General features: G+C 62.1%; 18 protein-coding genes. 8 read left to right on the forward strand and 10 right to left on the reverse strand.

All coding sequences use genetic code 11. The features are described from left to right. Positions 1-3: 3 nt before the first annotated feature. From rsfS to M0814_RS24065, 3 genes are all read right to left on the reverse strand, one after another. Positions 4-498 carry a ribosome silencing factor gene (rsfS, locus tag M0814_RS24055; protein WP_003228555.1) on the reverse strand — a complete coding sequence of 165 codons (495 nt, stop codon included), beginning with the start codon at positions 496-498 and terminating at the stop codon, positions 4-6. Positions 499-570: 72 nt separating this feature from the next. Beyond that, on the reverse strand, positions 571-1,293 hold the full coding sequence (gene nadD / locus M0814_RS24060) for a nicotinate-nucleotide adenylyltransferase (protein ID WP_103486254.1): 723 nt from the start codon (positions 1,291-1,293) through the stop codon (positions 571-573). After that, positions 1,262-2,533, reverse strand: coding sequence for a glutamate-5-semialdehyde dehydrogenase (locus tag M0814_RS24065; RefSeq protein WP_103486255.1), 1,272 nt, complete (start codon positions 2,531-2,533; stop codon positions 1,262-1,264). The genes nadD and M0814_RS24065 overlap by 32 nt, the downstream gene beginning before the upstream one ends. Positions 2,534-2,710: 177 nt before the next feature. Here M0814_RS24065 and M0814_RS24070 point away from each other — a divergent pair, with 177 nt between their 5' ends. Next, positions 2,711-3,409: a DNA-3-methyladenine glycosylase gene (locus M0814_RS24070; RefSeq protein ID WP_103486256.1), complete on the forward strand. Its 699-nt coding sequence runs from the start codon at positions 2,711-2,713 to the stop codon at positions 3,407-3,409. Positions 3,410-3,601: 192 nt separating this feature from the next. Further along, complete coding sequence (locus M0814_RS24075; protein ID WP_103486257.1) at positions 3,602-4,918, forward strand: bifunctional DedA family/phosphatase PAP2 family protein; 1,317 nt, start codon at positions 3,602-3,604, stop codon at positions 4,916-4,918. Positions 4,919-4,921: 3 nt separating this feature from the next. Here the strand turns inward: M0814_RS24075 and M0814_RS24080 are convergent, their stop codons facing one another. From M0814_RS24080 to M0814_RS24090, 3 genes are read right to left on the reverse strand one after another with little or no spacing between them, the layout of a single operon-like run. After that, positions 4,922-5,512, reverse strand: coding sequence for an LON peptidase substrate-binding domain-containing protein (locus tag M0814_RS24080; protein WP_103486258.1), 591 nt, complete (start codon positions 5,510-5,512; stop codon positions 4,922-4,924). Positions 5,513-5,522: 10 nt separating this feature from the next. Next, positions 5,523-6,239 (reverse strand): LrgB family protein, encoded by a 717-nt coding sequence (locus tag M0814_RS24085; RefSeq protein ID WP_103486259.1) that lies wholly within the window; start codon positions 6,237-6,239, stop codon positions 5,523-5,525. Next, positions 6,239-6,601, reverse strand: a complete 363-nt coding sequence (locus M0814_RS24090) for a CidA/LrgA family protein (protein ID WP_103486260.1) — start codon at positions 6,599-6,601, stop codon at positions 6,239-6,241. Before M0814_RS24090 ends, M0814_RS24085 begins: the two co-directional genes overlap by 1 nt. Positions 6,602-6,782: 181 nt before the next feature. Between M0814_RS24090 and M0814_RS24095 the strand changes: the two genes are divergently transcribed. The 3 genes from M0814_RS24095 to M0814_RS24105 all read left to right on the forward strand — a co-directional run bounded on the left by M0814_RS24095 (position 6,783) and on the right by M0814_RS24105 (position 9,737). Further along, positions 6,783-7,238, forward strand: coding sequence for a MaoC family dehydratase (locus tag M0814_RS24095; protein ID WP_003228575.1), 456 nt, complete (start codon positions 6,783-6,785; stop codon positions 7,236-7,238). Between the two features lie 102 nt (positions 7,239-7,340). Beyond that, positions 7,341-9,068 carry a C13 family peptidase gene (locus M0814_RS24100; protein WP_003228577.1) on the forward strand — a complete coding sequence of 576 codons (1,728 nt, stop codon included), beginning with the start codon at positions 7,341-7,343 and terminating at the stop codon, positions 9,066-9,068. A gap of 27 nt (positions 9,069-9,095) precedes the next feature. Continuing rightward, a complete protein-coding gene (locus tag M0814_RS24105) occupies positions 9,096-9,737 on the forward strand; it encodes an oxidoreductase (RefSeq protein WP_003228578.1) in 642 nt (213 codons plus the stop codon). Between the two features lie 116 nt (positions 9,738-9,853). Here M0814_RS24105 and M0814_RS24110 read toward each other — a convergent pair whose 3' ends face one another. From M0814_RS24110 to M0814_RS24125, 4 genes are all read right to left on the reverse strand, one after another. Next, positions 9,854-10,138, reverse strand: a complete 285-nt coding sequence (locus tag M0814_RS24110; protein ID WP_047602534.1) for a YceK/YidQ family lipoprotein — start codon at positions 10,136-10,138, stop codon at positions 9,854-9,856. Next, positions 10,131-10,778 (reverse strand): flavin prenyltransferase UbiX, encoded by a 648-nt coding sequence (gene ubiX / locus M0814_RS24115; RefSeq protein ID WP_003228582.1) that lies wholly within the window; start codon positions 10,776-10,778, stop codon positions 10,131-10,133. The genes M0814_RS24110 and ubiX overlap by 8 nt, the downstream gene beginning before the upstream one ends. Beyond that, on the reverse strand, positions 10,775-12,124 hold the full coding sequence (gene mpl / locus M0814_RS24120) for a UDP-N-acetylmuramate:L-alanyl-gamma-D-glutamyl-meso-diaminopimelate ligase (RefSeq protein WP_103486261.1): 1,350 nt from the start codon (positions 12,122-12,124) through the stop codon (positions 10,775-10,777). Before mpl ends, ubiX begins: the two co-directional genes overlap by 4 nt. 282 nt (positions 12,125-12,406) lie before the next feature. Beyond that, on the reverse strand, positions 12,407-14,314 hold the full coding sequence (locus M0814_RS24125; protein WP_112997854.1) for a sigma-54-dependent Fis family transcriptional regulator: 1,908 nt from the start codon (positions 14,312-14,314) through the stop codon (positions 12,407-12,409). A gap of 442 nt (positions 14,315-14,756) precedes the next feature. Between M0814_RS24125 and M0814_RS24130 the strand changes: the two genes are divergently transcribed. The 3 genes from M0814_RS24130 to M0814_RS24140 all read left to right on the forward strand — a co-directional run bounded on the left by M0814_RS24130 (position 14,757) and on the right by M0814_RS24140 (position 19,540). Continuing rightward, positions 14,757-16,277 carry an aldehyde dehydrogenase family protein gene (locus tag M0814_RS24130; protein WP_003228584.1) on the forward strand — a complete coding sequence of 507 codons (1,521 nt, stop codon included), beginning with the start codon at positions 14,757-14,759 and terminating at the stop codon, positions 16,275-16,277. Positions 16,278-16,582: 305 nt separating this feature from the next. Further along, positions 16,583-17,953 (forward strand): ethanolamine permease, encoded by a 1,371-nt coding sequence (gene eat / locus M0814_RS24135; RefSeq protein WP_103483847.1) that lies wholly within the window; start codon positions 16,583-16,585, stop codon positions 17,951-17,953. A gap of 192 nt (positions 17,954-18,145) precedes the next feature. Beyond that, positions 18,146-19,540, forward strand: coding sequence for an ethanolamine ammonia-lyase subunit EutB (locus tag M0814_RS24140; RefSeq protein WP_103483848.1), 1,395 nt, complete (start codon positions 18,146-18,148; stop codon positions 19,538-19,540). The last annotated feature ends 1 nt before the right edge of the window (position 19,541 follow it).

The raw sequence follows: 19,541 nt of genomic DNA on the forward strand, positions 1-19,541 counted from the left end.
CCCTTACAGCTGGTCTTTGTTGAGCTTGGTGAAATGCTCGTGGGTGTTTTCCGGGCTGTGGTGTCTGGCGTCTGCCGCACGGCTTTGCTCGGCACCGGCCCACAGGCGTTCCAGGTCGTAGAACTGACGCGCCGAGGCAGTCATCATGTGCACGATCACCAGGTCGAGGTCGAGCAGCACCCAGTCGCTGTCGCCCTTGCCTTCTTCGCCCAGCGGCTTGGCGCCCTGCTTTTTCACTTCTTCACGGACCTTGTCCAGCATCGCGTTGATCTGGCGATTGGAAGTACCGGTAGCGATGATCATGTAGTCGGTGATGCTCTGCTTGTCGCGAACATCGATGATCTGGATGTCTTGTGCCTTGACGTCTTCCAGGGCGGCCACGGCAACCTTGACCAGTTCGTCGCCTTTCAGCGGCTCGTTGGTGTTGGCCACTTCCGGCAGCGGCGCGCTCTTGAACGTGCCTTTACGCTTAACTTTGCTTACATCTTTGTCAGTCATATAAAACTCGTTTTGCTCATGTATTCGGCGGCTTGGCGATACGTGGATTCGTATCAGTGAAGCACGCCTTGTTCAGTTCGACGCACGGTACAGACCGTGCGCATCGATGTAGGCCAGGACCGCGTCGGGCACCAGGAAACGTACCGACTTACCGCTGGCCAGCAGTTGACGGATCTGGGTGGCGGAAACCGCGAGCGGTGTCTGCCAGACGAATGCAATCTGTCCGCTCGGCCCTTTCAGGGCCAGCGGGTCGCTCACCGAACGCGCTGCCAGCAGGTTGCGCAAGGCATCCGGCGGTTCGCTGTCGGCGTCCGGGCGCTGTAGCACCAGGATGTGGCAATGCTGGAGCAACTCTTCCCAGCGGTGCCAAGTGGGCAGGCCGCAAAATGCGTCCCAGCCCAAAAGCAGAAAAACCTGGGTCTCGGCGGCCATTTCGGCACGCATCAACTCCAGGGTATCGATGGTCCAGGACGGCTTGTCCCGCTGCAATTCGCGGGCGTCCACCACCAGCGGCGGCACTCCGGCCACCGCGCACTCAACCATTGCCAACCGATCCTGCGCCGACACCTGCGGCGTATCGCGATGCGGCGGCCGGGCGCTGGGCATCATGCGCAGCTCGTCGAGCGCCAGCGCTTCAGCGACTTCCAGCGCACCGCGCAAATGGCCTATGTGCACCGGATCGAACGTGCCGCCCAGTACGCCGATGCGCCGGGGTCGGAGTTCGCTGTCAGGCAGCGGCGCTGTCAGGTCGAGGTCGGTCAAGTCAGACCGTCGCCTGGCCGCGCAACTGGCCATCACCGACCACGATGTACTTCTCGCAGGTCAGTCCTTCGAGGCCGACCGGGCCGCGGGCGTGCAGCTTATCAGTAGAAATGCCGATCTCGGCACCCAATCCGTATTCGAATCCATCGGCGAAGCAGGTCGGGGTGTTGATCATCACCGACGCCGAGTCGACTTCCGCGACGAAACGCCGGGTGTCCGCCAGGTTTTCGCTGACGATCGAGTCGGTGTGATGCGAGCCGTAATGGTTGATGTGTTCGATGGCCTGGTCCAGTCCGTCGACCACGCGGATCGACAGGATCGGCGCCAGATACTCGGTGCTCCAGTCGTCTTCGCTGGCCGGCACCGCGTCAATGATCGCCCGGGTGCGTTCGCAGCCACGCAGCTCGACGCCTTTCTCGCGGAACTGGGCAGCCATCGACGGCAGGAAATCCTTCGCAACACTTTGATCGACGAGCAAGGTCTCCATTGCGCCACAGATGCCATAACGGTAGGTCTTGGCATTGAAGGCGATGCGCTGGGCTTTCGCCAGATCCGCGTGCTCGCTGACATACACGTGGCAGATGCCGTCCAGATGCTTGATCACCGGCACGCGGGCATCGCGACTGATGCGCTCGATCAGGCCCCGACCACCGCGTGGCACGATCACGTCGACGTACTCGGGCATGGTGATCATCGCGCCGACGGCGGCACGATCCGTGGTTTCGACCACTTGCACCACCGCTGCCGGCAATTCGGCCTCGGCCAGACCGCGCTGGATGCACGCAGCAATCGCCCGGTTGGAATGAATCGCCTCGGAACCACCGCGCAGGATGGTCGCGTTACCGGACTTCAGGCACAGGCTGGCGGCATCGATGGTCACATTGGGTCGGGATTCGTAGATGATCCCGATCACGCCCAGCGGCACGCGCATCTTGCCAACTTGAATACCGGACGGACGAAAGCTCATGTCGCGGATCGCCCCGACCGGGTCCGGCAGTGCCGCGACCTGGCGCAGGCCGACGATCATCCCGTCGATGCGTGCCGGGGTCAGCTCCAGACGTTCCAGCAAGGCCGGCTCCAGACCATTGGCGCGACCGGCGGCCAGATCGCGCTCATTGGCTGCTGCCAGCTCGGCGCGCGCGGCGTCCAGCGCATTGGCAGCAGCCTGCAGGGCGCGGTTTTTCTGCGCGGTGCTGGCACGGCCGATGACCCGGGAAGCTTCGCGGGCGGCGCGACCCAATCGGGTCATGTAGTCAAGAACGGACTCAGTCATGGTCTGCTGGGGTCTTGGCAAAGAGGAAAGCGGCAGATTATAGCTGTCGCGTCCCGGGACTAACAGCGGTGACAGGCGGATGGTCGAAATGGACTGCAATTTGCCGACGTTCAGCCGTAATTAAGGCTCGGATTGCTATCATCACGACCTCTTCCGCCTGGATAAACCTCGTTTGCCATGTCCAACCTGACCGTTCGCGCCACCGCCGAGCGCCTGCCACTGGGCCTTCCGGACGCTTTTTTCGACCGTGACGCTCAAGTGCTGGCCCGCGATCTGCTCGGCAAAGTCATCCGCCACCGGGTCGGCGATCTGTGGCTCAGCGCCCGGATCATCGAAACCGAAGCCTATTACTGCGCGGAAAAAGGCAGTCATGCGTCGCTCGGTTATACGGAAAAGCGTAAGGCTTTGTTTCTGGACGGTGGGCACATCTATATGTACTACGCCCGGGGCGGCGATTCGCTGAACTTCAGCGCCAAGGGGCCAGGCAACGCGGTGCTGATCAAGTCCGCCTACCCTTGGGTCGATGAAATCAGCGGGCAGGCGAGTCTGGCGCAGATGCTGCTGAACAACCCTGACACTCAGGGGCGGCCGCGCCCTTCACAAAAGCTTTGCGCCGGACAGACGCTGCTGTGCAAAGCGCTGGGCCTGAAAGTACCGATGTGGGACGCCAAGCGTTTCGATCATGAACGGATACTGGTGGAAGACACCGGGCCGGCGCCGTCCCAGATTATCCAGACCACCCGCCTGGGCATCCCACATGGCCGCGACGAACACCTGATGTACCGCTTCGTCGACGCCACGTACGCCCAATGGTGTACACGGAACCCGCTGCGCCGGGGCCAGGTCGAAGGTCGCGATTATTTTTTGCTGCCCTGAAGTGACGGATTTGAAATAGATGAAATCCCCCTGTGGGAGCGGGCTTGCTCGCGAAAGGGCCGTGTCAGGAGCGGATAAGTTGAATGACACAGCGCATTCGCGAGCAAGCCCGCTCCCACAGGGGAACTGAGTGCTGTTGAAAGTAGCCTGCACCCTTTGGGGCCAATTTGAAGATTTGATGGAGTTGCTTGTATGGGCCCATGGCTCGATAGCGTGACCGGGTGGCTCGCCGCCAATCCGCAGTGGCTGGCCGCTGCGGTGTTTATCGTCGCATTCGTGGAGTGTCTGGCGATTGCCGGAATTATCGTGCCCGGCACTGTGCTGTTGTTTGCCGTGGCCGTACTGGCCGGCAGCGGCGCACTGTCGCTGAGTGAAACCTTGCTGCTGGGGTTTCTCGGCGGGATTCTGGGCGATGCGGTGTCGTATTACCTGGGCCGTCATTTCCACCAGAACATCCGCCGTTTGCCCGGCCTGCGCCATCACCCGGAATGGATGGCCGGCGCTGAAACCTACTTCCAGCGTTACGGCATTGCCAGCCTGCTGGTCGGCCGTTTCATTGGCCCGCTGCGGCCAATGCTGCCGATGGTCGCCGGCATGTGCGACATGCCCTTCCCACGCTTCGCTGCCGTCAGTCTGCTGGCCGCTGCCGGCTGGAGCGTCGCCTACCTGCTGCCGGGTTGGGCCACCGGCGCGGCAATCCGCCTGCCACTACCGGAAGGTTTCTGGCTGCAAGCCGGGATCGTCGCCGGCAGTATCGCGGTGATGGTCGGCCTGAGCGTCAACAGCAGCCTGCGTCAGCATCGCCGCGCCACGCTGTGGATCAGCAGCATGAGTCTGTTGATTCTGATCGGCCTGTTCGTCGGCTATCCGTATCTGAGTGCGCTCGATCAGGGTGTGATGACGCTGGTGCAGGAGCACCGTCAACCCGTGCTGGATGAGATTGCGGTCACCTTCACGCTGATCGGTGAGTTCCGCAACATGTTCGTGTTCAGTGCATTGCTGACCGGCCTGCTGTTGCTGTGCAAGCAATGGCGACAGGCTATTTTCGTCGGCGGCACACTGTTGTTCACGGCGCTGGCAAACACCGCGACCAAGCAATTCTTCGCTCGTGTTCGACCGGAAGTTCTGACCGAACCGCTGACCAGTTTCAGCATGCCCAGCGGCCATGCGTCAGGGTCGTTTGCGTTGTTCCTGACCCTCGCCGTGCTGGCCGGACGCGGACAACCGCCGCGCATGCGCCTGACGTGGCTGCTGCTCGGCTGTATTCCGGCCATGGCGATTGCGCTGTCACGGGTGTATCTGGGCGCGCACTGGCCGACCGATATTCTGGCCGGGGCGATGCTGGCAGCGTGCGTCTGCGCTGCTGCCCTGTGGCTGAGCCAGCGCAACACGCCGCTCGAACCCATGCCGCAGAAAGTCTGGTGGCTGGTGCTGCCGGCACTGGTCGCGCTGTTCGGCTTCTTTGTTCTGCGGCATTTGCCGCATACGATGCTGCGCTACGCCTACTGACGCTCAGGCGAACAACTCGCCCTGCAGTTCATCAAGCAGCGCCTGGATCGCATCCAGCCGCTGCTGCGGATCGTCGAGTTGCAGCAGGTCGATCTTGTCCTCTTCGGCGAACGGCAGCAGATACGCCAGTTGATTGGCCAGTGACTGCTGGCCCAACGCCTCAGTGCCCATGTTCAAAGCCTCGACCATCGGGTGTTCGGCCAAGGCCTTGAGCAGCGCCACCAGATCGGCGTCTTCGTCCTGCAGCGGTTGCTCCGGCTCATCGTCCAGCCACTCGACGTCGGCGAGTATCAACTGATCACGCTGCACATCAGTGCGCAGTACCTGAAAACGCCGCCCGCCCTGCACGCGAATCCCCAGCAGACCGTTGTCCTGTTGCTGGAAATCGGTGATCCGCGCCTCGCAGCCAACCAGGGCAAAGCCTTCTGGCGCTACGCCGACTTCGTGGCCGTCAAGGATGCACACCACGCCGAAACCGCCGCCCTGTTTCATGCAGCGGCCGATCATGTCCAGGTAGCGCGCCTCGAAGATCTGCAAATCGAGATTGCAGCCAGGAAACAGCACTGTGTTGAGCGGAAAAAGCGGCAGACTCATAGACATTTCCTTAGACCACCATCGACACCGCCAACGGCAGGAACACCGCCGTGGCCAAGCCCATCAGACTCATCGCCAGCGCCGCGAAGGCGCCGCACTCATCGCTTTCCTGCAACGCCACCGAGGTGCCGACCGCATGCGCGGTCATGCCCAGCGCCATGCCGCGCGCCTCGGGGCTGTGGACACCGAGCCGGGTCAGCATGGCCGGGCCGAAGATCGCCCCGATCACCCCGGTGATCAGCACGAACACCGCCGCCAGCGCCGCGACGCCACCGATCTGCTCGGCCACCAGCATCGCTATCGGTGAGGTCACCGACTTCGGCGCCATGGTCATCAGGATCATATGATCGGCACCGAACCACCATCCCAGCAAAACCCCCATACCGGTGGCAACCACCCCGCCTATCACCAGCGTAGTAAAAATCGGCCAGAACAATTGGCGGATGCGTTTGAGGTTCAGATACAGCGGCACCGCCAGTGCCACCGTGGCCGGGCCCAGCAGAATGCTGAGGATCTCGGTGCTTTTGCGGTACTCGGTGTAAGTCAGGCCACAGCCGACCAGCACGCCGATCACCAACAGCATGGAGACCAGCACCGGTTGCAGAAAGATCCAGCGGGTTTTCTCGAACGCCGCCAGCACCAGTTGATAGGCACCGAGGGTGATGCCAATGCCGAATAGCGGATGATGGATGACCGAAGCCCAGGCACCTTGCCAATCGAAGAGCATCACGACTCCTCCGAGTGCGGCGCATGGCGCTTGACCAGCCGTTGCATCAGCACCCCGGCGAACGCCATCGACAGAATCAGCGACAGCACCAGCGCACCGACAATCGCCCAGAAGTCGGCGGCAATCGCCGAGGCATACACCATCACGCCCACCGCCGGCGGCACCAGCAGCAACGGCAGATAGCGCAGCAGGCTGCCGGCGGCAAGGTTCAGCGGTTCAGCGACTTCGCCGCGAATGATCAGGAACACCAGCAACAGCAGCAGGCCGATGATCGGCCCCGGCAGCACCGGCAGCAGCAAGTGGTTGAGCGCGGTGCCGAGCAATTGGAACAGCACCAGCATGGTCAGGCCACGTAACAACATCCGACATCCCCTGTGAAAAAGCGCCCCGCATTATAAGCACGCCGGCGCTATGCATCGGCATTCGCCAAAAGCATGGTCGGTTGACCGGAGCAAATCGCCATGTTGATCTACAGTGGTTCGCAGGGCGGTCAAATCCCCCACCTGAAAAACTATAAAACCGATGAACCCAAGGAGAGTCTCAATGCCCTATGTTCCAGTTGCAGAGCTCAAAGATTATGTCGGCAAGGAACTCGGACGTTCCGAATGGCTCACCATCGATCAGGAGCGCATCAACCTGTTCGCCGAAGCCACCGGGGATTATCAGTTCATCCATGTCGATCCGGTCAAAGCCGCGCAAACGCCTTTCGGCAGCACCATTGCTCACGGTTTCCTGTCGCTGTCGCTGATCCCGAAACTGATGGAAGACATCCTCGTGCTGCCGCAAGGCCTGAAGATGGTGGTCAATTACGGTCTGGACAGCGTGCGCTTCATCCAGCCAGTGAAGGTCAATTCGAAAGTTCGCCTGAAAGTCGATCTGGCCGAAGTGACCGAGAAAAAACCCGGTCAATGGCTGCTCAAGGCCACCGCGACACTGGAGATAGAAGGCTCGGACAAACCGGCCTACATCGCCGAACCGCTGTCGCTCTGCTTCGTCTAAGTGCCCCGGATGCGAAGCGGCTCACGCTGTTTCGCGTTCCCTCTCTATATATGCGACACATAGCTGCGGCATACTCGGTCGCCTAATTGCCCGGATCCCGCTATGCGCCCACTCGCTTCTCTTGCACCCATTGCCCTGACCCTGATGCTCACCGCTTGCGGCGACGGCGAATCGCTGTTGCCACCGGACGCACGGCTGCCGGACGGCGGACGCTATCGCGGCGAACTGGTCAACGGTTTACTGCAAGGTCAGGGTCGCGTCGACTACCCCAACGGCAGCTGGTACGCCGGCCAGTTCGACAAGGGTCAATGGCACGGCCAGGGTGAGTGGCACGGCAGCAACGGCGAGGTCTATCGCGGCCAGTTCCAGCAGGGACTGTTCGACGGTCAGGGCAGCCTGACCACCAACGCCAGCAGTTACACCGGCGGTTTCAAGCAGGGCCGACGCGATGGCGAAGGCACGCTGAAAGAAAACGCCATGACCTACCGTGGCGAGTTCAAGGCTGACCAGTATTCCGGGCTGGGCCGTCTGGAAATGGACGACGGCAGTTCCTATCAGGGCCAGTTCGCCCACGGCAAACCCAATGGCGAAGGCCAGCGCGGCGACTCTAGCGGCAATACCTTCAGCGGCCACTTCGTCAACGGCCAACTCGAAGGCAATGGCACCTTCAACAGTGCCGATGGCGACATCTATGTCGGCGGCTTCAAGAACAGCCAGCTGCACGGCAAGGGCCGCTACGAGAACGCCGACGGCGACGTATGGCTCGGCCAATTCAAGGAAGGCGCGCTGACCGGCAAGGGTGAATTGATCGGTGCCGACGGCAGCCATTACGTCGGCTACTTCAACGACTGGCGCTTCAGCGGACAGGGCCGTTTGAACCTGGCCGACGGCAGTTTCTACATCGGCGAATTCGACAGCGACAGCTACGCCGGACGCGGCACTCTGGTGCTGACCGACGGCACCGTCCTCAGCGGCACCTGGATCAACGGCCAGCGCGTACGTGACGCCGACGGCAAGCTGCTGCCCGACACCCTCGAACTCGGCCTGCTGGCTCAGGGTCGTCTGCTGGACGAGGCGCTGGCCGCCGTGCCCGCCTCAACGCCTGCGGTGGAGTTGTACACCCTGACCCTCGGTGGCGACGGCAAGCAAAGCGTGTTCCTGCGCGAGTCAGATTATGTCGCCAACATGCTCTCCACGCGGTTTGGTGCCTATGGACAAATCCGCCTGGTGAACCATCGCGACCATCTCACCGACCGTCCGATGGCCACCCGCGAAAACCTGCGCCGCGCCGCGCAGACCCTGGCCGAGCGCAGCGGCCCGGAAGACCTGGTGTTCATCTACCTGACCAGCCACGGCACCGCCGAACACGAACTGGTGCTCGACCAGCCGCGCATGGAGCTGGCCGACCTGCCCGCGGACGAACTTGCCACGGTGCTGGCCCCGCTGAAAAATCGCGACAAGGTAATCGTGATTTCCTCGTGCTATTCCGGCGGTTTCATCCCCGCACTGAAAGATGAGCGCACCCTGATCATGACCGCCTCGCGCGCCGACCGCGTGTCGTTCGGTTGCTCGGAAGAAGCCAACTTCACCTACTTCGGCGACGCCTTGTTCGCTCAGGCACTGAACCAGACCGATGATCTGGAGCAAGCGTTCAAACTGGCCAAGGCCACCGTCGCCGAGCGCGAACTGGCGGACAACTTCGAAGCCTCGGAGCCGCAGATCTGGGCACCGAAAACCGTACTGGCGCACTGGCAACTGCTGCGTAAACAGCAAGCGAGAAAAGCGTTGCAGAGTGCTGCATTGAACGACGGAGCAACAAACAGCAACTAAGCTGAACAGTATCAAGGGAGAAACACTATGTACTTGACGCCTCAGCACGTTTTGCTTGCCGGAGCCACCGGACTGACCGGTGAGCATCTGCTCGACCGTTTGCTCAACGAGCCGACGATCACCCGCGTGCTCGCGCCGTCCCGCCGGCCGCTGGCGGAACATCCGCACCTGGAAAACCCGGTGGGCGACCCCCAGACCTTTCTGCCGCAACTGAGCGGACGCGTCGATATCGCCTATTGCTGCCTCGGCACCACGATCAAACAGGCCGGTTCCGAAGCCGCGTTCCGCGCGGTGGATCTGGACATGGTCGTGGCCTTCGCCAAACGCGCACGGGAGATGGGCGCGCGGCACTTGATCGTGATCAGTGCGCTGGGCGCCGATCCGAAATCGTCGATATTCTACAACCGGGTCAAAGGCGAGATGGAGCAGGCATTACGCGCACAGGACTGGCCGCAACTGACCATCTGCCGGCCATCGCTGTTGCTGGGAGATCGCAGCGAACCGCGCTTGGGCGAACAGCTTGCGGCGCCGTTTTCCAAGCTGATTCCCGGCAAGTACCGGGGCATCGAAGCCTGCCAACTGGCCCGGGCGATGTGGCGTCTGGCGCTGGAAGAACAGGACGGGGTGCGGATAGTCGAGTCGGATGAGCTGCGCAAGCTCGGCAAGTAAACACGTACTTTGTGGCGAGGGGATTTATCCCCGATCGGCTGCGCAGCAGTCGTCGTTTTTCAGATTTTGGGGGCGCTGCGCACCCCATCGGGGATAAATCCCCTCGCCACACTCCCCTACAACCCGCCCGTCGCCTGAAATCCCACGCCAATCACGGTCAGCAAAGACAACGGCAACAGCAGCGTATCGAGCAATGCACTCGCCGGCAGATCCACGCCCGGATAGCTCGGCGCCTCAGCGCCGAAGCGATCCATCGCGCAGCACCCGCCATTCATCGCATACAAATCCAGGCGCGTCCCGGAATACACCACGGGCGCCCCCGGCTTGGCCGCATCCAGCGTGCGCGCGGTGGCGCAGCCGGCCAGTTGCAGGGCCAGCACAATTGCCAGCAGCTTATTCATCGCTGCTCAGATGATGTTCGCCCCAGCGCGGCAGCATGTCCTGCGGAATGCCCAACAGATTGAGAATCCGCGCGACGACGAAATCGATCAGGTCATCAATGGTCTGCGGCTGGTGATAGAAGCCCGGCGAGGCCGGCAGGATGGTCACGCCCATGTTCGACAGCTTGAGCATGTGTTCCAGATGAATGCTCGAATACGGCGCCTCGCGTGGCACCAGAATCAACTGGCGACGTTCCTTCAAGGTGACGTCCGCCGCGCGCTCGATCAGGTTGTTGCACGCGCCCGTGGCAATCGCCGACAAGGTACCCGTGGAACACGGCACCACGACCATCGCCGCCGGCGCGCCGGAGCCCGAGGCTACCGGCGACATCCAGTCTTCCTTGCCGTACACGCGGATCTGCCCGGCGGCCGCCCCGGTGTATTCGGTGAGGAACGCCTGCATCATCTGCGGCTTGGGCGGCAGCGTGACATCGGTTTCGGTGGCCATCACCAGTTGTGCGGCCTTGGAGATCAGGAAGTGCACTTCGCGATCTTCACGCACCAGACAATCGAGCAGGCGCAAACCGTACTGCGCGCCGGACGCGCCGGTCATCGCCAGCGTGATGCGTTCCGGGCCGCCGTTCTGGGAAAAAGTGTTCATTGCAGCGCCTCGGCGAGCTTGCCGTGCAGGCCGCCGAAGCCGCCGTTGCTCATGATCACCACGTGGGTTCCGGGCTGAGCCTGGCTCTTCACGCGTTCGATGATGCCGTCGAGCGAATCGCTGACAATCGACGGCACCGTGCACAGCGCAGCAGTGGCCGCCAGATCCCAACCGAGGTTAGCCGGTGCGTACCAGATCACCTGATCGGCATCGACCACGCTGTCCGGCAGACCGTCACGGTGCGCGCCGAGCTTCATCGAGTTGGAGCGCGGCTCGATGATCGCGATCAACGGGGCGTCGCCGATGCGCTTGCGCAAGCCATCGAGGGTGGTGGCAATGGCGGTCGGGTGGTGGGCGAAGTCGTCGTAGATGGTGATGCCGCGCACGTCGGCGACTTTCTCCATCCGGCGTTTGACGTTCTTGAATGCGCTCAACCCGGCGATGCCCATCGACGGCACCACACCGACATGCCGCGCCGCTGCCAGCGCAGCCAAGGCGTTGGCGACGTTGTGCTGACCGGTCAGCTCCCATTCGACAGTGCCCTGGGACACGCCCTCGAACATCACTTCGAACGCCGAACCATCGTCCTTGAGCAACTTGACCTGCCACTGACCGCCGACGCCGGTGGTTTGCACCGGGGTCCAGCAGCCCATTTCGATCACACGCTGCAGGGCAGGCTCGGTGGTCGGGTGGATCACCAGACCTTCGCTCGGGATAGTGCGGACCAAGTGGTGGAACTGACGCTCGATCGCCGGCAGATCGGTGAAGATGTCGGCGTGATCGAACTCAAGGTTATTGAGGATCGCCGTGCGCGGACGGTAGTGGACGAACTTCGAACGCTTGTCGAAGAAAGCGCTGTCGTACTCATCGGCCTCGATCACGAAGAACGGCGTACCGCCCAACCGCGCCGACACCGAGAAGTTCTGCGGCACCCCGCCGATCAGGAACCCCGGGCTCATGCCGGCGTGTTCCAGCACCCAGGCGAGCATGCTGCTGGTGGTGGTCTTGCCGTGCGTACCGGCAACCGCCAGCACCCAGCGCCCTTGCAGCACGTGATCGGCCAGCCATTGCGGGCCGGAGACGTACGGCAGGCCTTTGTTCAGCACATATTCCACCGCCGGATTGCCGCGGGACATGGCATTGCCGATCACCACCAGATCCGGCGCCGGATCGAGCTGGGCCGGATCGTAGCCCTGGGTCAGCTGAATGCCCTGGGCCTCAAGCTGCGTGCTCATCGGCGGATAGACGTTGGCGTCGGAGCCGGTCACGTGATGGCCCAGCTCTTTGGCCAGAACCGCCATCGAGCCCATGAAAGTCCCGCAGATACCCAGAATATGAATGTGCATAGTCGACCTCGTAAAACATGGCCGCAGGTTAGCGCAGGGAGGGGGAAATCGCACCTTGTGTTTCGCCTGCGCCGACGCCTTCGCGAGCAAGCCCGCTCCCACAAGGATGGCGCTAATCCTGTGGGAGCGGGCTTGCTCGCGAATGGCGCGACGCGGTTTAACGGGAGATCGCGTGCTTACGCAGCTTTCTATAGAGGGTGTTGCGGCTGACCCCAAGCTGCTCCCACAAGGATGGCGCCAATCCTGTGGGAGCGGGCTTGCTCGCGAACGGCGCGACGCGGTTTAACGGGAGATCGCGTGCTTACGCAGCTTTCTATAGAGGGTGTTGCGGCTGACCCCAAGCTGCTGCGCGGTCTGGGTCATATGCCAACGTGTCTGTTCCAGCGCATTAAGTAGCGCCACACGTTCAGCGTCTTCCAGCGGATGCTCGGACTCAACCGACTTCAGCTCCAGCGTCGGCCGCGCCTGCCGAATCATCACCGGCAAATCCTCCAGCCCGATCCGCCCCTCATCGCACAACGCCGCCAATGTGCGCAGCACATTGCGCAACTGCCGCACGTTGCCCGGCCAGTTGAAGGTCAGTAACGCCTGACGCGCCGGTTCGTCGATCACAATCACTTCGCCATCCGCCTCCTCGGCCAGCAGGAAATCCAGCAACTGCGACTTGTCGCTGCGCTCACGCAACGCCGGCAACGCGACCTCCAGGCCATTGAGCCGGTAATACAGATCTTCGCGGAAACTGCCGTCCGCCACCCGCTCCAGCAAATTACGGTGAGTGGCGCTGATGATCCGCACGTTGACCGCTTCCGGCTCGCCGCCGATCGGCACCACCTGCCGGTCTTCCAGCACCCGCAACAAACGGGTTTGCAGCGCCAACGGCATGTCACCGATTTCATCGAGAAACAGCGTGCCGCCATCGGCCTGCTGCAACTTGCCGCGCATGCCGTCCTTGCGCGCACCGGTGAAACTGCCGCCGCGATAACCGAACAGTTCGCTCTCGATCAGGCTTTCGGGGATCGCCGCGCAGTTGAGGGCGACGAAGGCTTTGTTGGCGCGCTGGCTGGCGTGATGCACAGCCTTGGCAAAGGCTTCCTTGCCCGAGCCGGTTTCGCCATTGATCAGCAGCGGCACGTCGCGTTCGAATACCCGCAGCGCCTTGCGGAAATCCGCTTGCAGTGCAGCGTCGCCGAGGCAAATGTTCGCCAGCGGTTGAAGCTTCGCCACGATTGGGGCCGGCAGGATCGGCGCCGGTTTACGCGATTCGCCGCGCAACAAGGCAAACAGATGCCGCCCGTCGCGGGTGCGCAGCGGCCAACTGGCGCTGGCATTGGCGCTGGCACGACCGAGCAATTCATCCAGCGAACAATCGAAAAACGCTTCCACCGGTTTGCCGAGCAAACCACCGCGAATATGCCCCAGCAGATTCAACGCACTCTGGTTGACCGCGCTGATCCGCCCTTCCCCGTCAAACGCCAGCAGCCCTTCGCTGAACAGGCCGACCGATTCGGCCTGAAGATGGAACCGCAGCAGCCACTGATTATCGAAGCAACGCAGGAAATAGCAGCTCTCGATCATCTTCGCCGACAGATTGACCAGCGCCATGGTGTGGAACTGGCTCTGCCGCGAGACGTCATGGCGCGCCGAGGACACGTCGAGCACCGCCAGCAGTTCGCCGTGCGGGTCGAACACCGGGCTCGCCGAGCAGGTCAGGCCGGTGTGGCGGCCGCGAAAGTGTTCGTCCTGATGGATGGTCAGCGCCTGGCGTTCGACCAGGCAGGTGCCAATGCCGTTGGTGCCTTCGCAGGCCTCGCTCCAGTCAGCTCCTAACCAGAGGCCGGCCCGTTCGAAAATCTTGCGCTCGGCAGGTGCGGTGACGCAGTTGAGGATCACCCCGCGCGCATCGGTCAGCAGCACCGCATGACCGGCGCCGGACAGCTGCTGATGCAGGCTGCTCATTTCATTGCCGGCGATCTGCAGCACCTGTTGCAGGCGTTCACGACTTTCGAGCACGCGTCCGTGCTCAAGCACGGTGGGCGCCATGGTCAGGGCCGGATCGAGGTGATAGTCCTCAAGACAGCGCAGCCACGAACGGGCAATCGAAGGGTCGGCACCGGGCCCGTGCAGGTGCGGCTTGCCCTGAGTGACGGTGAGCACCTGTTGGGCATGGCGACTCAAATGGTTGTCGTGCATTTCTTATTATTCTCCCCGAAAGGTCGACCCTTCCAGACTACCAACACTGACCTGTGGCGAGGGAGCTTGCTCCCGCTCGAGTGCGAAGCGCTCGCCAAAGCATATGAGCGGTAAACATTTCAGGACTGCTGCGCAGCCCAGCGGGAGCAAGCTCCCTCGCCACAAAAATCGACCGCTGGGCGATTGGCAGTCAGCATCCTCCAGCCATCGGCGCATTGCAATGCTGGCAAGACCACCCGGTCACAGGCTGTGCCAAAAGCGGTACAAACTGTCACCCCCTCTGTACCGAAACCATCACAGGCGCCGTCCGCCCGTCCGACACAAACCACGCAAGGCCTTGATTTGCCTGCTCTGCACGGCAGTGGCCCGACCTTTGCTCTACGCTTATAGCAAGCGCACTTGCGCGTTTCTCTAATAAGTACAAAGCCAAGGAGAACAAATCATGCGTTACGCTCACCCCGGTACTGAAGGCGCCAAAGTCTCGTTCAAGAGCAAGTACGGTAACTACATCGGCGGCGAGTTCGTCGCGCCTGTCAAAGGTCAGTACTTCACCAACACCTCGCCAGTGAATGGCCAACCGATTGCCGAATTCCCACGCTCCACTGCCGAAGACATCGACAAGGCACTGGACGCCGCCCACGCCGCTGCCGATGCGTGGGGCGCTACCTCCGTGCAGGCGCGCTCGCTGATCCTGCTGAAAATCGCCGACCGCATCGAACAGAACCTCGAACTGCTGGCGATCACCGAAACCTGGGACAACGGCAAAGCCATCCGCGAAACCCTCAACGCCGACATCCCGCTGGCGGCCGACCATTTCCGCTACTTCGCCGGCTGCCTGCGCGCGCAGGAAGGCAGCGCTGCCGAAATCGACGGCAACACCGTGGCCTATCACATCCATGAGCCGCTGGGCGTGGTCGGCCAGATCATCCCGTGGAACTTCCCGCTGCTGATGGCCGCGTGGAAACTCGCTCCGGCACTGGCCGCCGGTAACTGCGTGGTGCTCAAACCTGCCGAGCAGACTCCGCTGGGCATCTGCGTGCTGATGGAGCTGATCGGTGATCTGCTGCCACCGGGCGTGCTGAACGTGGTGCAAGGCTTCGGCAAAGAAGCCGGCGAAGCGCTGGCCACCAGTAAACGTATCGCCAAGATTGCCTTCACCGGCTCGACCCCGGTCGGCTCGCACATCATGAAATGCGCGGCCGAGAACATCATTCCGTCCACCGTGGAACTGGGCGGCAAGTCGCCGAACATCTTCTTCGAAGACATCATGCAGGCCGAGCCGACTTTCATCGAGAAGGCCGCAGAAGGTCTGGTGCTGGCGTTCTTCAACCAGGGCGAAGTCTGCACCTGCCCGTCCCGCGCGCTGGTACAGGAATCGATCTACGACGAGTTCATGGCCGTGGTGATGAAGAAAGTCCTGCAGATCAAACGTGGCGACCCGCTGGACACTGACACCATGGTTGGCGCGCAGGCGTCCGAGCAGCAATTCGACAAGATTCTTTCGTACCTGGAAATCGCCAAGGGCGAAGGCGCCGAGCTGCTGACCGGCGGCAAGGTGGAAAAACTCGAGGGCAATCTGGCGACCGGCTATTACATCCAGCCAACCCTGCTCAAGGGCACCAACAAAATGCGCGTGTTCCAGGAAGAAATCTTCGGCCCGGTGGTGAGCATTACCACCTTCAAGGACGAAGCCGAAGCCCTGGCGATCGCCAACGACACCGAGTTCGGCCTCGGTGCCGGCCTGTGGACCCGCGACATCAACCGCGCCTACCGCATGGGCCGCGCGATCAAGGCCGGTCGTGTGTGGACCAACTGCTACCACCTGTACCCGGCGCACGCCGCGTTCGGCGGGTACAAGAAGTCCGGCGTCGGCCGTGAAACTCACAAGATGATGCTCGATCACTATCAGCAGACCAAGAACCTGCTGGTGAGCTACGACATCAATCCGTTGGGCTTCTTCTAAGACCCGAGGGCGATACAGATATTTCTGTTTCGCCCGTTCGACCGCCTTCGCGAGCAAGCTCGCTCCCACAGGGATCTGTATTCGATCTCAATATTGGGTTCACCACATAAACCTGTGGGAGCGAGCTTGCTCGCGAAGGCGCCCTCAATGACACGACACATGGTCTGGCCGCTCTGGCACGGCCCTTGCGTACCCGTCATTCAGGAATTGTCGTGAAAACTGCCGCTGCGTGAACAGCTTCCATCCACCTCAACCGATGCACCCGAAAGTCCAACAGATCGAACAATAAAAAACAGAGAGGACTTATGACTTCCACCACAAAGCTCAAACCCACACTCGGCACCCTGCATCTGTGGGGCATTGCCGTCGGACTGGTGATTTCCGGCGAATACTTCGGCTGGAGTTACGGCTGGGGCACGGCGGGCACCCTCGGATTTCTGGTAACGGCGCTGATGGTCGCGACCATGTACACCTGCTTCATCTTCAGCTTCACCGAACTGACCACCGCGATTCCCCACGCGGGCGGACCTTTTGCCTACAGCCGCCGGGCGTTCGGCGAAAAAGGCGGGTTGATCGCCGGGATCGCCACGCTGATCGAATTCGTCTTTGCCCCACCGGCCATCGCCATGGCCATCGGCGCCTACCTCAACGTGCAATATCCGGGGCTCGATCCGAAAATCGCCGCAGTCGGCGCGTATTTCGTGTTCATGACCCTGAACATCCTTGGCGTCAGCATCGCCGCCACCTTCGAACTGGTGGTCACCGTGCTGGCGGTCGCCGAACTGCTGGTGTTCATGGGCGTGGTCGCGCCGGGCTTCAGCTTCAGCAATTTCGTGCTCAATGGCTGGTCGGGGGCCAACGAGTTCAGCATGGGCTCGATCCCCGGAATCTTTGCCGCGATCCCGTTTGCGATCTGGTTCTTCCTCGCCATCGAAGGCGCCGCCATGGCCGCCGAAGAAGCCAAGGACCCGAAACGCACGATTCCCAAGGCGTACGTCAGCGGCATCCTGACCCTGGTGTTTCTCGCCATCGGCGTGATGGTGATGGCCGGCGGCGTCGGCGACTGGCGCCAACTGTCGAACATCAACGATCCGCTGCCGCAGGCGATGAAAGCCGTGGTCGGCAACAACTCATCGTGGATGCACATGCTAGTGTGGATCGGCCTGTTCGGTCTGGTGGCGAGTTTCCACGGCATCATTCTTGGCTACTCGCGACAGTTCTTCGCCCTCGCCCGCGCCGGTTATCTGCCGAAAAGCCTGGCCAAGCTATCGCGCTTCCAGACCCCGCACCGGGCGATTCTGGCCGGTGGGGTGATCGGCATCGCGGCGATCTACAGCGACGGTCTGGTCAATCTGCAAGGCATGACCCTGACCGCAGCGATGATCACCATGTCGGTGTTCGGCGCGATCGTGATGTACATCATCAGCATGCTCAGCCTGTTCAAACTGCGCAAAACCGAACCGAACCTGGAACGCACCTTCCGCGCCCCGGGCTATCCGCTGGTGCCGGCGATTGCGCTGTTTCTGGCGGTGGTATGCCTGGTGGCGATGGCGTGGTTCAACACGCTGATCGGTTGTGTGTTCCTGGGTTTCATGGCCGCTGGCTATCTGTACTTCCAGCTGACCGCCAGGCAACGCGCCGAAGCCCCGGCAGACGCTATGCTCGAAGGTATCTAGTTGCACCGGCACCGGGCTCATCGCCCGATGCCCGCTATATAAAAGTGCATGAAAATCCCTCTGTGGGAGCGGGCTTGCTCGCGAAGGCGTCGTGTCATCCAACAACGATGTCGTCTGACACGACGCCTTCGCGAGCAAACCCGCTCCCACAGGGAGACCGAGTTACCCACAGAATCAGGAGGACACCGCCCCATGGCCGCATTTGCCCATTCCGTCGGCGCCCAGACCTACCGTTTCGACAGCCTCAAGGACGTCATGGCCAAGGCCAGCCCGGCGCGCTCCGGGGACTTTCTGGCTGGCGTCGCCGCGCTCAACGACGGCGAACGCGTGGCCGCACAAATGGCGCTGGCCGACATCCCGCTCACGCACTTCCTACAGGAAGCGCTGATTCCGTACGAGTCTGATGAAGTCACCCGACTGATCATCGACACCCACGACAAACAAGCCTTTGCCGTGGTCAGCCACCTCACCGTCGGCGGTTTCCGCGACTGGCTGCTCAGCGACGCCGCCGACGAAACCAGCCTGCGCGCCCTCGCCCCCGGTCTGACCCCGGAAATGGTCGCCGCCGTGTCGAAGATCATGCGCGTGCAGGATCTGGTGCTGGTGGCGCAGAAGATCCGCGTGGTCACCAGGTTTCGCGGCACCCTCGGCCTGCGCGGGCGCCTGTCAACCCGCCTGCAACCGAACCATCCAACCGACGAACCGTCCGGCATCGCCGCGAGCATTCTCGACGGCCTGCTGTACGGCAACGGCGACGCGATGATCGGGATCAACCCGGCCACCGACAGCATCGCCTCGATCTGCGCGATGCTGGAAATGCTCGACGCGATCATCCAGCGCTACGACATCCCGACCCAGGCCTGCGTGCTGACCCACGTCACCACTTCGATCGAGGCGATCAACCGTGGTGTGCCGCTGGATCTGGTGTTTCAGTCGATCGCTGGCACTGAAGCGGCCAATGCCAGTTTCGGCATCAACCTCAATGTCTTGCAGGAAGGCTATGACGCCGGGCTGAGCCTGAAGCGCGGCACTCTGGGGCAGAACCTGATGTATTTCGAGACCGGTCAGGGCAGCGCGTTGTCGGCCAACGCCCACCATGGTGTCGACCAACAAACCTGCGAAACCCGGGCCTACGCCGTGGCGCGGCATTTCAAGCCGTTTCTGGTGAATACCGTGGTCGGCTTCATCGGCCCGGAATACCTCTATAACGGCAAACAGATCATCCGCGCCGGCCTCGAAGACCATTTCTGCGGCAAGTTGCTCGGCGTGCCGATGGGCTGCGACATCTGCTACACCAACCATGCCGAAGCCGATCAGGACGACATGGACACCCTGCTGACCCTGCTCGGTGTGGCCGGGATCAACTTCATCATGGGCATCCCCGGCTCCGACGACATCATGCTCAACTACCAGACCACCTCGTTTCACGACGCGCTCTACGCGCGCCAGACCCTGGGCCTGAAACCGGCGCCGGAGTTCGAGCAATGGCTGGCGAACATGGGCATCTTCACCCAGGCGGACGGCAAGGTTCGCTTTGGCAACAACCTGCCGCCGGCCTTCCGCCAGGCGCTGGCGCAACTGGGATGAG

It is taken from the genome of Pseudomonas sp. MWU12-2020 (genome assembly GCF_023100605.1).
Lineage (GTDB): Bacteria > Pseudomonadota > Gammaproteobacteria > Pseudomonadales > Pseudomonadaceae > Aquipseudomonas > Aquipseudomonas fluorescens_H.

Coding starts and splice junctions, on each gene's coding strand:
- mpl (WP_103486261.1), bottom strand. CDS start 12,124: ATGCACATTCATATTCTGGGTATCTGCGGGACTTTCATGGGCTCGATG.
- rsfS (WP_003228555.1), bottom strand. CDS start 498: ATGACTGACAAAGATGTAAGCAAAGTTAAGCGTAAAGGCACGTTCAAG.
- M0814_RS24075 (WP_103486257.1), top strand. CDS start 3,602: ATGGGCCCATGGCTCGATAGCGTGACCGGGTGGCTCGCCGCCAATCCG.
- M0814_RS24105 (WP_003228578.1), top strand. CDS start 9,096: ATGTACTTGACGCCTCAGCACGTTTTGCTTGCCGGAGCCACCGGACTG.
- M0814_RS24110 (WP_047602534.1), bottom strand. CDS start 10,138: ATGAATAAGCTGCTGGCAATTGTGCTGGCCCTGCAACTGGCCGGCTGC.
- eat (WP_103483847.1), top strand. CDS start 16,583: ATGACTTCCACCACAAAGCTCAAACCCACACTCGGCACCCTGCATCTG.
- M0814_RS24140 (WP_103483848.1), top strand. CDS start 18,146: ATGGCCGCATTTGCCCATTCCGTCGGCGCCCAGACCTACCGTTTCGAC.
- M0814_RS24070 (WP_103486256.1), top strand. CDS start 2,711: ATGTCCAACCTGACCGTTCGCGCCACCGCCGAGCGCCTGCCACTGGGC.
- M0814_RS24090 (WP_103486260.1), bottom strand. CDS start 6,601: ATGTTGTTACGTGGCCTGACCATGCTGGTGCTGTTCCAATTGCTCGGC.
- M0814_RS24065 (WP_103486255.1), bottom strand. CDS start 2,533: ATGACTGAGTCCGTTCTTGACTACATGACCCGATTGGGTCGCGCCGCC.
- M0814_RS24130 (WP_003228584.1), top strand. CDS start 14,757: ATGCGTTACGCTCACCCCGGTACTGAAGGCGCCAAAGTCTCGTTCAAG.
- M0814_RS24125 (WP_112997854.1), bottom strand. CDS start 14,314: ATGCACGACAACCATTTGAGTCGCCATGCCCAACAGGTGCTCACCGTC.
- M0814_RS24095 (WP_003228575.1), top strand. CDS start 6,783: ATGCCCTATGTTCCAGTTGCAGAGCTCAAAGATTATGTCGGCAAGGAA.
- nadD (WP_103486254.1), bottom strand. CDS start 1,293: ATGGCCAGTTGCGCGGCCAGGCGACGGTCTGACTTGACCGACCTCGAC.
- M0814_RS24085 (WP_103486259.1), bottom strand. CDS start 6,239: ATGCTCTTCGATTGGCAAGGTGCCTGGGCTTCGGTCATCCATCATCCG.
- M0814_RS24100 (WP_003228577.1), top strand. CDS start 7,341: ATGCGCCCACTCGCTTCTCTTGCACCCATTGCCCTGACCCTGATGCTC.
- M0814_RS24080 (WP_103486258.1), bottom strand. CDS start 5,512: ATGAGTCTGCCGCTTTTTCCGCTCAACACAGTGCTGTTTCCTGGCTGC.
- ubiX (WP_003228582.1), bottom strand. CDS start 10,778: ATGAACACTTTTTCCCAGAACGGCGGCCCGGAACGCATCACGCTGGCG.